The organism is Brevundimonas diminuta, from assembly GCF_050310045.1.
In the GTDB taxonomy this organism is placed as follows: domain Bacteria; phylum Pseudomonadota; class Alphaproteobacteria; order Caulobacterales; family Caulobacteraceae; genus Brevundimonas; species Brevundimonas diminuta_F.
Genome location: NZ_CP190005.1, coordinates 388,779 through 401,803, shown reverse-complemented (window position 1 = coordinate 401,803; position 13,025 = coordinate 388,779). Strand labels below are relative to the sequence as shown.

Below are 13,025 nucleotides of genomic sequence, written 5' to 3'. Positions count from 1 at the left end.
GTCAGACCTTAGAAGGACTTCGTGAGGTTCACGAAGGCCGTCCGGCCCAAGTAGTCGTAACCCGAGTACAGCGGAGCGTTGCCGACCCGGTTGTAGTAGCCCGACGAGATCGTGGGCGGATCTTCGTTGAACAGGTTGCGGATACCCGCCGTCACCGTCCAGCCGTCAGTGGAGTATTGCACCGACGCATTGTGAAGCCAGTAGTCCGGCACATCGAAGTCATACATCGACAGGCCCGGTTCAGGGTCCGACGGACTCACGCCCAGATAGGCATAGCTGTCCATGCCCTGGATCCACTCGACGCCGTAACGAACGCGCCACTTGTCCCACGCGTAGGAGATGTCAGCCGTCCCGGTGAACTCCGGATTGTTGATCTGACCCTTGTAGTCTTCCAGCGGATCTTCAGCGAACAGCTTGTTCGAGATTTCCGTGTACTGGGTGACCGCCAGATTGAACAACAGCGAGCCGGGTCCGACGTCGTTACGGTAACGCAGGGTGTAATCCAGACCCTTCACGATATCCGTGGCCAGGTTCACATAGCCGTCCTGAACGGTCAGCTTGCCCGTCGCCAGATCGCGATCGACCAGCGAGCAGAAGCCGACGTTGGCCGCGAAGTCTTCCGGACGCGAGTCATAGCAGCGCGTCAGGATGTTGCGGCCGCCATACTGGGCGACGCCGTTTTCGACCTCGATCTCATAATAGTCGACGGCGAAGGCCAGATCGCCCCAGCCTTGCGGCAGGGTCGGTTGCAACACGGCGCCGATGGTCATGTTGGTCGAGGTTTCGGCCTTCAGACCAGCTTCGGAACCGCCCAGGGTGACGACTTCCACGCTCTGCAGATTGTAGTGCGTATCCGGCAGCCCCTCAGAGGCGCAGTTGGCCACACGGTTCGGGTTCACGTTCGGCTTGCCGTAATCGTTACAGCTATCGATCGTGTTGGACAGGTAACCGGTCGTCGCGCCCACGAACTGCTCGAACAGGGCCGGGGCCCGGTAGGAAGTGCCGTAGGTGCCGCGCAGCGTCAGCATCTCGATCGGACGATAGACCAGGCCGACCTTATAGGTCGTGTCGTCGCCATAGGAATCATAGTCCGTGTAACGGAACGAGGCGCTCAGCGTCAGTTCCTTGGCGAACGGCTGATCACGCAGCAACGGGGCTTCGATTTCGCCGAAGACTTCCCACACCGAGTCCGTGCCCCGCGTGATGGCGGCGCTGGAATAGTTGTAGGTGTTGTTGTTCTGCGAATCGAGGCCCGGCGTGTCGTCGATTTCCGACTTGCGCCACTCGGCCCCGAAGAAGCCCATCACCTTGCCGGCCGGCAGGTCGAACAGCGGGCCGTCGATGCCCAGGCTGACGATCTTCTCTTCAAACTCGGTGATGCCCTTGACCGGGCGGAAGACGTAGTCGACCCATTCCTTGGGCAGTTGACCGCCGATGACCTGGCTGCTCAGCGCCGGAGCCGCGACGCAGCCCGGGTTGGAGGCCAGTTCACGGCACTGGAAGCCGCCAGCGCCATTCGGAACGACATCCAGGCTTTCGCGCAGACGGTCCGTCAGAAACTGCTCGCTGATATAGGCCGAACGCGACTTCGAATAGCTGGCCGACAGGTCGTACCGCCATTCAGGGATCAAGAAGTCGCCCTTGATGCCGATGACGTTGCGGTTGAACGTCTGCTCCTGCGAAGAGCGATCATTGCCGAAACCGATGAAGGCGCGAACGCCGACGTCGGCGCCCTTGGTCAATCCTTGGGCGCCCTGGTCGGGCAGGACCGTGCTGAAGTCGAGGCTTGACGGCAGCAGCGGGCTGCCCTTGGTGTAATCGAGCGCCAGTTGACGATAGCCGGTCTGCGAGGATTCACGCTTGTTGATCAGGACTTCGCCGTACAGTTCGGCATTGCCGAGTGCGTTCAGCTGATAACCGCCTTCACCATAGATGGTGGTGATTTCGACCGGCGAAATCAGCGACTCGTTCAACATGCGATCATCAAAGGTGTCGCGGACGTTCAGATCATTGTCGCCGCCGCCGACGCCTTCAAAGCCGATGACGCCGCTGTTGACGCCCGCGTTAGGGCGCCAGCGATCAAAGGTGTCGCCGACCGAACCGGCCGCGCCGACGCCCTTGACGCCGACGAAGGTGCGACGGCCGTATTTGTCCCTGTCTCCTTCCACACCGATCGCGACGGTATTGATCGAAGACCCGTTCGAACCGGTGTCCGTGATCGGATAGCATTTGGACTTGCCCGTCAGGGGGTCGATGTAATCCAGAGTGCCTCCCGTCGCGCGATCGATATAGCCGTCGGTCTGACAACGCGTGAACTCACGGTCGCGCAGGGTCAGTTCCTTACGCTCATAACGCTCGATCGAGCCCGACGCCCGCCAGCGGTCGCCACGGGCGCCCGCCGTCAGAGAGAAGCGGGTGGAGCCCCCGTTGCCGTTGGCTTCCAGCGGCTCGTTGCGCTGCGCCTCAAAGGTCAACCCCTCGAAATTCTTGCGGGTCTGGATGTTGACCACGCCCGCCACAGCATCCGAGCCATACACCGACGAAGCGCCGTCGCGTAGCACTTCCACCCGGTCGATCATGGCGGTCGGCAGGACGTTCAGGTCAGCCGAACCGACCGAGCCGCGCGAACCGGCCGGCGAAACGCGGCGACCGTTCAGCAGCACCAGAGTCCGGCTCGGCCCCATGCCGCGCAGGCCGATGGTGTTGGCGCCCGGACCGCCGTCCGTGACGTAGCCGCCGAAGGAGTTATTCACCTGCTCCGAACCGCCGGTGATGGCCGTGCTCTGCAGCGCTTCCGTGGTCGAGGCGAAGCCCTGCAGGGTCGCTTCCTGACGCGTTACAACCTGAGTGGGAGACGGGGCGTTGTAATTGTCGCGACGAATGCGCGAACCGACGACGACGATTTCGTCAACCTGCGTCGCCTGTTGGTCTGTATTCGATCCGCTTTGGGCGAACGCTGCGCCCGGAACAAGCATGGACAACGACACAGCAGCAATTCCCGCCACCATGGTCGTGCCAAGCAGGTAGTCTTTACGAGTGCTCACAATGCACCTCCGTACCTGAACAATTATTACTGAACATCACGCCATTCTCTTAGAGAGACGCGAATACCAATGTTCGACTTACGATTCTTGGTTGGTTCATGGCTATGGCCGCGATTTCATAGCATCAATCAATTTCTTTCAAAAAATCATTGTTATGGCAATTTGTGAGGCAATTTTGACGCAAAAACGCCGACTTCCTCCCGATATTTTATTCTTTTCGGGTAAAATCTGATAATTTATGGCTAAATAGTGTTTGAGGAAGCTCGCAAATGAAGATCCTTCATTTTGTGCCCAGCGCCCCTCGCAACCTCAAGTAGACATGCCGTCCCTGCCGCCTTCGCATCCCGCCCCGCTCTGGCGCGAGACGCGGCGGCGCATTACCTTGATGTTCATGGCTCGTTCCCCCTCGAAGTCGGCTAAGCCCGTCCACACGCCCAACCCCGGCCTCAGCGAGGCGCCCGTCGCCTTCGACCACGGTCGGGCCCCCGCCTTTGCGCCGGTGAACGGCCCGCGCCTGACGCCGGAGGAGGCGCCCGCCGCCCCCGCCGACTGGGTCCCCCACCGTCCTGATCGGCCGACCAATAAAAAGCGCGTCCCCTTCCGGCTGGAGACCCGCTACCAGCCCGCCGGGGACCAGCCCGCCGCCATCACCGAACTGGTGGCCCAGGCGGCCGAGGGTGATCGCGAACAGGTGCTGCTGGGCGTAACCGGCTCGGGCAAGACCTTCACCATGGCCAAGGTGATCGAACAGACCCAGCGCCCGGCCCTGATCCTGGCCCACAACAAGACGCTGGCGGCCCAGCTCTATTCCGAGTTCAAGGCCTTCTTCCCCGACAATGCGGTCGAATATTTCGTCAGCTACTACGACTACTATCAGCCCGAGGCCTACGTCCCGCGCACCGACACCTACATCGAGAAGGACTCGTCGATTAACGAGCAGATCGACCGGATGCGCCACGCCGCCACCCGCGCGATTCTGGAGCGGGACGACGTCATCGTCGTCGCCTCGGTCAGCTGCATCTACGGCATCGGCTCGGTCGAGACCTACACCGCCATGACCTTCAACCTGAAGGTCGGCGACCAGATCGACGAGGCCAAGCTGCGCGCCGACCTCATCGCCCTGCAGTACAAGCGCAACGACGTCCATTTCGAGCGCGGCATGTTCCGCAAGCGCGGCGACACGCTGGAGATCTTCCCCGTCCACCTCGAGGACCGCGCCTGGCGCATCAGCCTGTTCGGCGACGAGATCGAGGCCATCGACGAGTTCGATCCCCTGACCGGCAAGAAGACCAATGCGCTGGACGAAGTCACCGTCTACGCCGCCAGCCACTACGTCACCCCGCGCCCGACGCTCAATCAGGCCGTCAACGGCATCAAGGCCGAGCTGAAGGAGACGCTCGACTGGATGATCGAGAACGGCAAGCTGCTGGAGGCTCAGCGGCTGGAACAGCGCACCCGCTTCGATCTGGAGATGATGGAGGCCACCGGCTCCTGCGCCGGCATCGAGAACTACAGCCGCTGGCTGACCGGCCGCGCGCCGGGCGAGCCGCCGCCGACCTTCTTCGAATACATCCCCGACAACGCCCTGCTGTTCGTGGACGAGAGCCACGTCACCGTGGGCCAGATCGGCGCCATGTTCCGCGGCGACTACCGCCGCAAGTCGACCCTGGCCGAGTACGGCTTCCGCCTGCCGTCGGCCATCGACAACCGCCCGCTGAAGTTCGAGGAATGGGACGCCATGCGGCCCCAGACCGTCTTCGTCTCGGCCACCCCCGGCGCCTGGGAGCTGGACAAGACCGGCGGCGTCTTCACCGAACAGGTCATCCGCCCCACCGGCCTGATCGATCCCCCGGTCGAGATCCGCCCCGTCTCCGGCGCGACCCGCAACCAGGTCGACGACGTCATCGACGAGGTGAAGGCCACCGCCCGCGCGGGCTACCGCTCTCTGGTCACCACCCTGACCAAGAAGATGGCCGAGGACCTGACCGAATACATGCACGAGCAAGGGGTGCGCGTCCGCTACATGCACTCCGACGTCGACACCCTGGAGCGCATCGAAATCCTGCGCGACCTGCGCCTCGGCTCATTCGACGTTCTGATCGGCATCAACCTGCTGCGCGAAGGCCTCGACATCCCCGAGTGCGGCCTGGTCGCCATCCTCGACGCGGACAAGGAGGGCTTCCTGCGCTCGGAAACCTCCCTGATCCAGACCATCGGCCGCGCCGCCCGCAACGTGGACGGCCGCGTCATCCTCTACGCCGACCGCATGACCGGCTCGATGGAGCGCGCCATCGCCGAGACCGACCGCCGTCGCGAGAAGCAGCAGGCCTACAACCTCGAACACGGCATCACGCCCGAGACGGTCAAACGCGACATCAAGGAGATTCTCGACAGCCCCTATGAGTCCCGCGACCTGGACCGCCTGACCCGCCCCGGCGTCGCCGAGGAGGCCAGGCCCTTCGTCGGCTCCAACTTCCAGGCCGCTCTGAAGGATCTGGAAGGCCGCATGCGCGAGGCCGCCGCCAACCTCGAGTTCGAGGAAGCCGCCCGCCTGCGTGACGAGATCAAGAAGATGAAGCTTCTCGACCTCGAATTCGCCAACGAAGCGCTGACGGGCGCAGGCGAGGAGGTCGACAAGTCAGCCCCCAAACGCTGGCGCAAGGAGGCAGCGGCCGAAAAGGCGGAGGCGTTCAGGAAGGGCCGGTAGGACACCTGGACGCTCATTCCATGAGGCTTGCAGGCAACATGGGCGCGTACGCAAAAGCTTGACTGCAAAAAGGGATGCGACCTTGCGGCGAAAATGCGGCATGGTGGATTCAGGAGAGACTCGATGACCAAGTCCAGCAACGATACCGACGCCCGCGCCGCCCTGCGCCTTGTCTCCTCGCCGGAAGCCGAGGTCTATGACCTGATGCGCGCGCCTGAAACCACGGCCGAACGCGTCAAGCGCCTGCAGGCCGAAGCCCGCGCCCTGGCCATCGAACAGGTCGAGGCGCTTGAGGTCGCCCTGTGCAAGGCCGCCGACATGGCCCGCGAAATCGCCGACGGCGGCGACGCCTATCCGGTCGGCGCCCGCGAACTGGCCGCCCGCCTCGTCGCCGACCTGCCCTCCAAGGCCGAGACGATGAAGGCCATCGTGGCCAAGAGTCACGCTTGATTTAAGGACGCTATCGCTCGCCGCGCGGCGGCTCGCTGCCTTAGCGCGCGCGAAGCAGCCATAAGGGCGGAGCCTTCTGACCGCGGCCTGCTAGGAACCGAGTACGTCTTCGTACTCGGGATGCCGCTTCAGCCACGCCACGGCATAGCTGCAATGCGGGATCAGCGTCAGCTTTTCAGCCCGCGCATATTCGGCCAGAGCCTGCATGAAACGCCCGGCGGCGCCCGTGCCGCGCAGGGCCGGGTGCGCCTCGACGTGCAGGATGACGCGGGACTGGCCGCGCACCGCATATTCGGCCCAGACGGGGTGCTCTGCGCCGTCTTCTGCTGCGAACATCTGTTGAAAACGTCGGTCGGCGGCGAGGTCCTTGAACTCCGTCATGTCCGTCTCTCCGTTCAGTAAAACAGCCGGCGCGGATCGGTGATGGCCCGACCTTCCAGCAGGGCCTTCAGCCCCAGCGCCCCGCGCACGATGGTCCAGATCACCATGACGAACAGGACGAAGACGCCCACATTCACCACAACCAGAAGGGCGCCGATGATGATGGCCAGCAGCGCCCCGATCAGCGTGCGCTTCTGAAACTCGAAGTGGCTGCGCAACAGCGGATCAACCGGGGCCGCACGCCCCAACACGCGCAACAGGCCGATCAGGGCCGCCGCGCCGAACGTCGGCGCCGCCAGAAGAATCAGGGCGTATCCGGCGTAAAGGCCGGTCAGGTCGGCCGAAGCCGCCTCGGCGCCGGTTCTGCTGTAATCGCCGGATTGAGCCATCGGAACCTCTTGTCAGAACGAAGATGATGGCGGCAGGCAGGCCTGCGCGCAACCGGCCTCAGCGCGAATAGGCGACTTCGCAGGCGGCGGCCGCCGCATCAGGAATGGCGCCGGGTTTTTCGACCCGCACCACGACGCTAAGCACGCGCGGGTCGCTCAGACAGGCGACGGCGGTGCGCTCGGCGAAGGTCTCGATCAGGGCGATATGCGGACCTGCCGCCAGTTCGCGCACGATGCGGGCGACGCCGTCATAGTCCAGCGTATCGGCCAGCCGTTCGACCGGCGCGGCGCCCAGATCCAGATCAACGTCCACCACCAGCGGCTGCAGCCTGCCATGCTCATGGTCGTAAAAGCCGATGGAGGCCTCGACCTTCAGGGCGCGCACCATGACCTTCAGGCCCAGACGGCGCGGCTCGATGGACGGCAGGGGGGTGACGACGGCGCTCAAGACCAGGTCTCCGGCGGCAGAAGATCATTGATGCTGAAGTCGGCCCGGTCGCACCAGCCGCCCAGGTCCCAGCCCCGCTCCGCCGCCGTCAGGCCGCGCGCCAGGACGGTGTTGGTCGGCGTCTCCTCGATGGCCAGTTCGGCCAGCCGGAAGGGCAGGTCTTCGGCCGCGACGATGGCCTCCAGCTTGCGCCACAGGGCGATGACCAGCGCCTCGGTCGTCGGGTCGCCGTCCACCGTCAGCACCTGGTTCAGGCGGTGCGGCTCATGCTGCTGAAACCAGCCCAGCAGGGGGTCGGCGCGGTTCAGCTGGAAGGCGTGGTCCAGACTGCGGTCGACAAAACCGTGCCAGCGCGTCTTCAACCGCTCGAACGAAGCGGCGTGGTTGGCGGCGCCGAAGGCGATCTCGGCCGTCGGCTCCAGCGTCACCGTCACGAACTCATTGTGGCCGTGCGGCACGGCGCACCTCGACCCCGCATCGGCGATCAGCCGGTGCGCCATCGAAAAGCGGCGAGTGAAACGGACAGCGGGCATGGGCTCTAAAGGATCAACGGCGTCGGCCGCCGCATATAGGGGCCGCCAAGGGTTCGCGCATCAACACCCGCACGATGGCGAAGTAAAGACGACGGGCCCTGAAAGGCGGGCTTCAGGCCTTCAGTCCCGGATCGAAGGCCACGTCGCGGCCGCGCCGGATCAGGCTCTCGCCGCCGTCCAGAGTGATGACCTGCCCGGTCAGAGCCGGCGCCGACAGGATGAAGCGCACAGCTCCCAGCACATCGCCCAGACCCGCGCCGCGTCCCAGCGGCGTATCGCGCCATGCGGCCTCATATTCCGCGTCTGTCTGATCGCCGCTGCGCAGGATCAGGCCCGGCGCCACCCCGTTCAGCCGCACGCGCGGCGCCAGCGCCAGCGCCAGCGTGGGCGTCAGACCGGCCAGCCCGACCTTGCCTGCCGTATAGGCGAAGAAGTCCGGATTCGGCGTGTCAATCTTGTGGTCCAGAATATTGACGACGCAGCCCTGTCCGTCCGCCCGTTCGACGGCGGCGGCGAAGTCGCGGATCAGAAAGACCGGCGCCGTCAGATTGGCGTCCACATGATCCCGCCACGACGCCTCGGTCAGGCTCTGCAGGGTGTCATAGCGAAACAGGGAGGCGTTGTTGATCAGGGCGTCGATCCGCCCGAACCGCGCGACCACCGTCGGAATCAGACCCTCGCGCTGCGCCGGGATCGCCAGATCGGCGGCGAAGGTCTCAGCCTGCCCGCCCGCATCGACAATGGCCTGCGCTAGAGCCTGCGCCTCGTCCGCGCCGCCGCGATGATGGATGGCGACGCGCCAGCCGTCAGCCGCCAGTCCGCGCGCCAGCGCCGCGCCCACACGCCGCGCCGCGCCGGTGATCAGGACCACACGTTCGGCGGCCATGTTCATTCAGTCCGGCCTTCTGCGGAAGATTTCGACGCCCGCGCCCGCCGCCTCGGCGAAGATATGGGGCTTTTCGACCCGCACGCGGCAGGCCTCGACCGCAGGCAGGGCGAAGCAGGCGGCGATGACCTCTTCGACCAGCGTCTCCAGCAGGTCGACGTGCGGCCGCCCGGCCCAGTTGCGGATATGGTCGCGCACGGCGTCATAATCGATGAAGTCGCCGTGGCGCAGCGGCCATCCGGCGAACATCTCGACATTGACCAGCAGGCGCGTGGGGCGCTCGGGATGGCGCTCCCACGGATGCAGGCCGACGCTGACGTCGACCGTCACATCCTTCAGAACGACGCGGACGTGGTCCCCGGCGGTGCGCCAGTCGAACCCGCCCGCATCGGGCGCTCGATCAGTCAACCCGGCCGAACTCGAAATAGTTGAAGGCGGCGACGACGGCGATGAAGGCGAAGATGGTGGCGATGGCCAGCATGATGGGTCTCCTGTTCCGCCCCCGAATAGGGACAAGCGCGCCCCTGTTCAAGCCATAGCTCAGTCGTTGACGACCATGCCGGGCGGAGGCGGCGACAAGGTTTGCGGACAGTGCGGCTGACTTTCGAAGTGTGCACGGTAGACCGAGAAAGGCATAGGAAAGGCCATCTCCTCGCGACGCATCTCCAAGTCCTCGACACTCTCAATCGGATAGGGCCGCCATTTGCCGTTGTCGCACCGGAACTGCGTCCCATAGCGCTGGGGCCGTCCCTCGGATGTCGCCAAGCGATCAAACATCATGGCGTAGCTCTGGCCGTCTATCTCGCCCCTCGCGACCAGCGGTTCCAATACGGGAAGGAAACGCCTCCACAGATCCTCATCGGAGTGCTGAATGATGTGAAAAGCGGCCGCAGAGGCTTTGCCCCCATAGCGACTTTTCAGGAACCAGCCCTCCGGCGGCGTCATCGCCAGAAGCGCCTGCTGATTTTCCTGATCGACAGCTTCAATCGGCGCGCCTGCCGCCCGAACCGCCGCCATACGTTCGGAGTCCGGTATGCGCGAAAAATCCAGACGGGTAATGACTTGTCGTCCCGCCTGGTCCAACTCGCCCATCCGCTCCAGGCGCGCCCGGTCGTCAGACGCTTCTCCAAGTCCGGCATGACGCGCGCGCACCTCTTCAATCGCTGTCGTCACGGGCGCGATGATCGCCTGCGTCTCAGGCGAGAGCGTCTGAAGCTGAAGTCCCAACATGAGCGTTACGAACAACACCATCGTCTTCCTCCCCACATCTGTTCTGCTCGCAAGAGCCTAGCATAAGCCATGGTGCGCCTTCCTATCCGCCATGCCATGCTTGCTTCATGACCACCTGGCGCACCCGCATCGAACCCTTCACCCGTCCGCTGTTCTTCATCGTGTCGCGGATGAGCCGGGGGATGACGCTGGGCGTGCGTGGCGCGGCGGTCGACGGTGAAGGTCGGGTACTGCTGGTCAAACACACCTATCTGGAGGGCTGGTGGCTGCCCGGCGGCGGGGTGGACCGGGGCGAGACGACGCAGGCCGCCGTCATCCGCGAACTGCGCGAAGAGGCCGGGCTGATCGCCAGAGGCGAGCCGCGCCTTTTGTCGGTCCACTCCAACGAACGTTTCTTTCCGGGGGATCATGTGCTGGTTTTCCGCATCGACGCCTTCGACATGGCCGAACGGACCAGTCACGGCGAGATCGCCGAGATCGGCTGGTTCCACCCGGACGCCCTGCCTGAAGACACGACCCGCGCCACCCGCGACCGACTGGCCGAAATCTTCGGCGGCGTCGCGCCCGATCCGAACTGGTGAGACAACCGATGCAGTTACCCGTCCTCGCCCTGCTGGCCATGATTATCGGCGGCGCCGCCACCGCCCTGCAGGGACCGACCAATGCGCGGCTGGCCACCGCGGTGGGCTCGCCGGTCAATGCGGCGTTCGTCTCCTTCTTCGTCGGGACGGTGGCGCTGGGCGTGCTGGCGATGGCGTTACAGACGCGGCCGGACGTGCAGGCGATGAAGACCTTGCCTGCCTGGGCCTGGATGGGCGGGCTTTACGGCTGCGTCTTCGTGGTGGCGGCCGCCTGGGGCGTGCCCAGGATCGGCGTGGCGCTGACCATCACCCTGATGGTGGCGGGCCAGCTGGCGCTGAGCCTGATCCTCGACCATTTCGGCGTCATGGGCGTGCCGCAGCAGCCGGTCAGCCTGACCCGCATCGCCGGCGTGCTGCTGGTGATCGGCGGGGTGCTTCTGGTCCGGCGCGGCTGAGCCTATATCCCGCCTGATGACCGACCCGACGCCCGACATCCCGGAGACGCCCGACTCGCAGGCGAACGCCCTTCCGCTTCAGGCCGCCGAACTGATCGCGGACGAGGCCCGGCGTGCGCCCGACAAGCCCGGCGTCTATCGGATGTACGGCGAGGACGGCGCCTGCCTCTATGTCGGCAAGGCCAAGTCGCTGAAGAAGCGGGTTGTCCAGTACGCGCAAGGGCGTTTCCACACCCAGCGCATCGGCCTGATGGTGTCGCTGACCCGCTCGATGGAGCTGGTGGTCACCGCCTCCGAGACCGAGGCCCTGCTGCTCGAATCCAACTTCATCAAGAAGCTGAAGCCGCGCTTCAACGTGGTGCTGAGGGACGACAAATCCTTCGCCGAACTGATGATCCGTCGCGACCACCGCGCACCCCAGGTCAGGAAGCATCGCGGCGCCCATACGATTCCCGGCGACTATTTCGGCCCCTTCGCTTCGACATGGGCGGTCAACCACACGCTGAACACGCTGCAGAAGGCCTTCCTGCTGAGGTCCTGTTCGGACAGCGTCTATGAGACGCGCACCCGCCCCTGCATGCTGCATCAGATCAAGCGATGCTCGGCGCCCTGCACCGGCCTGATCTCGCTTGAGGACTACGGCGAACTGGTCACTGAGGCCGAACAGTTCCTGCGCGGGAAGTCGCGCGCCGTCATCGGCCGCCTGTCGCAGGAGATGCAGAAAGCGTCGGACGATCTGGACTTCGAGACCGCCGCCCGGGTGCGCGACCGGATTCGCGCCCTGTCGGCCATTTCGATGGAGAACAGCGTCAACGCCGAGGGCGTGGCCGAGGCCGACGTCTTCGCCCTGCACGCCGAGGGCGGTCAGGCCTGCGTCCAGGTCTTCTTCTATCGCGCGGGCCAGAACTGGGGCGGGCGCGCCTATTTCCCCCGCGTGGACAAGACCGACAGCGACCCGGAAATCCTCGCCGCCTTTCTGGGCCAGTTCTATGAGGACAAGCCGGTCCCGCGCCTGATCCTGTCCAACGTCCGCCCGCACGAACTGGAGTTGCTGGAGGAAGCCTTCAGCATGAAGGCCGGACACCGGGTCGAGATCGCCCGCCCCCAGCGCGGCGGCAAGGCCAGTCTGGTCGATCACGCCCTGACCAACGCCCGCGAGGCGCTAGGCCGCAAGCTGGCCGAGAACTCGGCCCAGTCGAAGATTCTGGACGAGGTGTGCGAGGCCTTCAGTCTGGACGCCCGGCCCGAGCGGATCGAGGTCTATGACAACGCCCACATCCAGGGGACCAACGCCGTCGGCGGCATGATCGTCGCCGGCCCCGAAGGCTTCCGCAAGAACCAGTACCGCAAGTTCAACATCAAGGGCGAAGACCTGACGCCCGGCGACGACTACGGCATGATGCGCGAGGTCATGCGCCGCCGCTTCGGCCGACTGGTCAAGGACGAGGAGGCCGGCGAGGCGGTCGAACGGCCGGACCTGCTGCTGATCGACGGCGGGGCGGGCCAACTGGCCGAGGTGCTGGCCGTCATGGCCGATCTGGGCGTCGACGACATCGCCGTGGTCGGCGTGGCCAAGGGGCCGGACCGCGATGCGGGCAAGGAGCATTTCTTCATGCCCGGCAAGCCGCCCTTCATGCTGCCGCTGAAGAGCCCCGCCCTCTACTACATCCAGCGGCTGCGGGACGAGGCGCACCGCTTCGCCAACGGCGCCCACGCCAAGCGCCGATCCATGGACATCAAGAAGAACCCGCTGGACGAGATCGAGGGCGTCGGGCCGGGGCGCAAGAAGGCCCTGCTGCACGCCTTCGGCTCGGCCAAGGGGGTCAGCCGGGCCTCGGTCGCCGATCTGGTCAAGGTGGACGGCGTCAGTCAGGCCCTGGCCGAGCGCATCCACGGCTTCTTTCACAAGTCATGAGAGACG

General features: G+C 65.0%; 14 protein-coding genes. 5 read left to right on the top strand and 9 right to left on the bottom strand.

The features are described from left to right. Window positions 1-8: 8 nt before the first annotated feature. Complete coding sequence (locus tag ACORJG_RS01945; protein ID WP_427791157.1) at window positions 9-3,044, bottom strand: TonB-dependent receptor plug domain-containing protein; 3,036 nt, start codon at window positions 3,042-3,044, stop codon at window positions 9-11. A gap of 385 nt (window positions 3,045-3,429) precedes the next feature. Between ACORJG_RS01945 and uvrB the strand changes: the two genes are divergently transcribed. Then, window positions 3,430-5,751, top strand: coding sequence for an excinuclease ABC subunit UvrB (uvrB, locus tag ACORJG_RS01940; protein ID WP_427791156.1), 2,322 nt, complete (start codon window positions 3,430-3,432; stop codon window positions 5,749-5,751). Window positions 5,752-5,874: 123 nt separating this feature from the next. Beyond that, a complete protein-coding gene (locus ACORJG_RS01935; protein ID WP_427791154.1) occupies window positions 5,875-6,201 on the top strand; it encodes a hypothetical protein in 327 nt (108 codons plus the stop codon). 90 nt (window positions 6,202-6,291) lie between these two features. Here the strand turns inward: ACORJG_RS01935 and ACORJG_RS01930 are convergent, their stop codons facing one another. From ACORJG_RS01930 to ACORJG_RS01895, 8 genes are all read right to left on the bottom strand, one after another. Continuing rightward, entirely contained in the window at window positions 6,292-6,582 is a 291-nt protein-coding gene (locus tag ACORJG_RS01930; protein WP_427791152.1) for a GNAT family N-acetyltransferase, read from the bottom strand. Between the two features lie 14 nt (window positions 6,583-6,596). Further along, complete coding sequence (locus ACORJG_RS01925; RefSeq protein ID WP_427791150.1) at window positions 6,597-6,971, bottom strand: serine/threonine protein kinase; 375 nt, start codon at window positions 6,969-6,971, stop codon at window positions 6,597-6,599. Window positions 6,972-7,029: 58 nt separating this feature from the next. After that, entirely contained in the window at window positions 7,030-7,419 is a 390-nt protein-coding gene (folB, locus tag ACORJG_RS01920; protein WP_427791149.1) for a dihydroneopterin aldolase, read from the bottom strand. Then, on the bottom strand, window positions 7,416-7,952 hold the full coding sequence (locus ACORJG_RS01915; protein WP_427791147.1) for a 6-pyruvoyl trahydropterin synthase family protein: 537 nt from the start codon (window positions 7,950-7,952) through the stop codon (window positions 7,416-7,418). Before ACORJG_RS01915 ends, folB begins: the two co-directional genes overlap by 4 nt. A 112-nt stretch (window positions 7,953-8,064) precedes the next feature. Beyond that, the gene (locus ACORJG_RS01910; protein ID WP_427791146.1) at window positions 8,065-8,844 is read right to left on the bottom strand and encodes an SDR family oxidoreductase; all 780 of its coding nucleotides are present in this window, start codon (window positions 8,842-8,844) and stop codon (window positions 8,065-8,067) included. Further along, window positions 8,845-9,246 carry a dihydroneopterin aldolase gene (locus ACORJG_RS01905; RefSeq protein WP_427791144.1) on the bottom strand — a complete coding sequence of 134 codons (402 nt, stop codon included), beginning with the start codon at window positions 9,244-9,246 and terminating at the stop codon, window positions 8,845-8,847. Continuing rightward, window positions 9,239-9,370 (bottom strand): hypothetical protein, encoded by a 132-nt coding sequence (locus ACORJG_RS01900; RefSeq protein WP_427791142.1) that lies wholly within the window; start codon window positions 9,368-9,370, stop codon window positions 9,239-9,241. The genes ACORJG_RS01905 and ACORJG_RS01900 overlap by 8 nt, the downstream gene beginning before the upstream one ends. Before the next feature lie 8 nt (window positions 9,371-9,378). Then, window positions 9,379-10,089: a DUF6624 domain-containing protein gene (locus ACORJG_RS01895; protein WP_427791141.1), complete on the bottom strand. Its 711-nt coding sequence runs from the start codon at window positions 10,087-10,089 to the stop codon at window positions 9,379-9,381. 86 nt (window positions 10,090-10,175) lie between these two features. Between ACORJG_RS01895 and ACORJG_RS01890 the strand changes: the two genes are divergently transcribed. Genes ACORJG_RS01890 through uvrC form a run of 3 tightly spaced genes read left to right on the top strand, consistent with a single transcriptional unit; the run spans window position 10,176 to window position 13,019 of the window. Beyond that, a complete protein-coding gene (locus ACORJG_RS01890) occupies window positions 10,176-10,649 on the top strand; it encodes an NUDIX domain-containing protein (protein WP_427791139.1) in 474 nt (157 codons plus the stop codon). Window positions 10,650-10,657: 8 nt separating this feature from the next. Further along, window positions 10,658-11,104, top strand: coding sequence for a DMT family transporter (locus tag ACORJG_RS01885; RefSeq protein WP_427791137.1), 447 nt, complete (start codon window positions 10,658-10,660; stop codon window positions 11,102-11,104). Between the two features lie 16 nt (window positions 11,105-11,120). Next, entirely contained in the window at window positions 11,121-13,019 is a 1,899-nt protein-coding gene (uvrC, locus tag ACORJG_RS01880) for an excinuclease ABC subunit UvrC (RefSeq protein WP_427791135.1), read from the top strand. The last annotated feature ends 6 nt before the right edge of the window (window positions 13,020-13,025 follow it).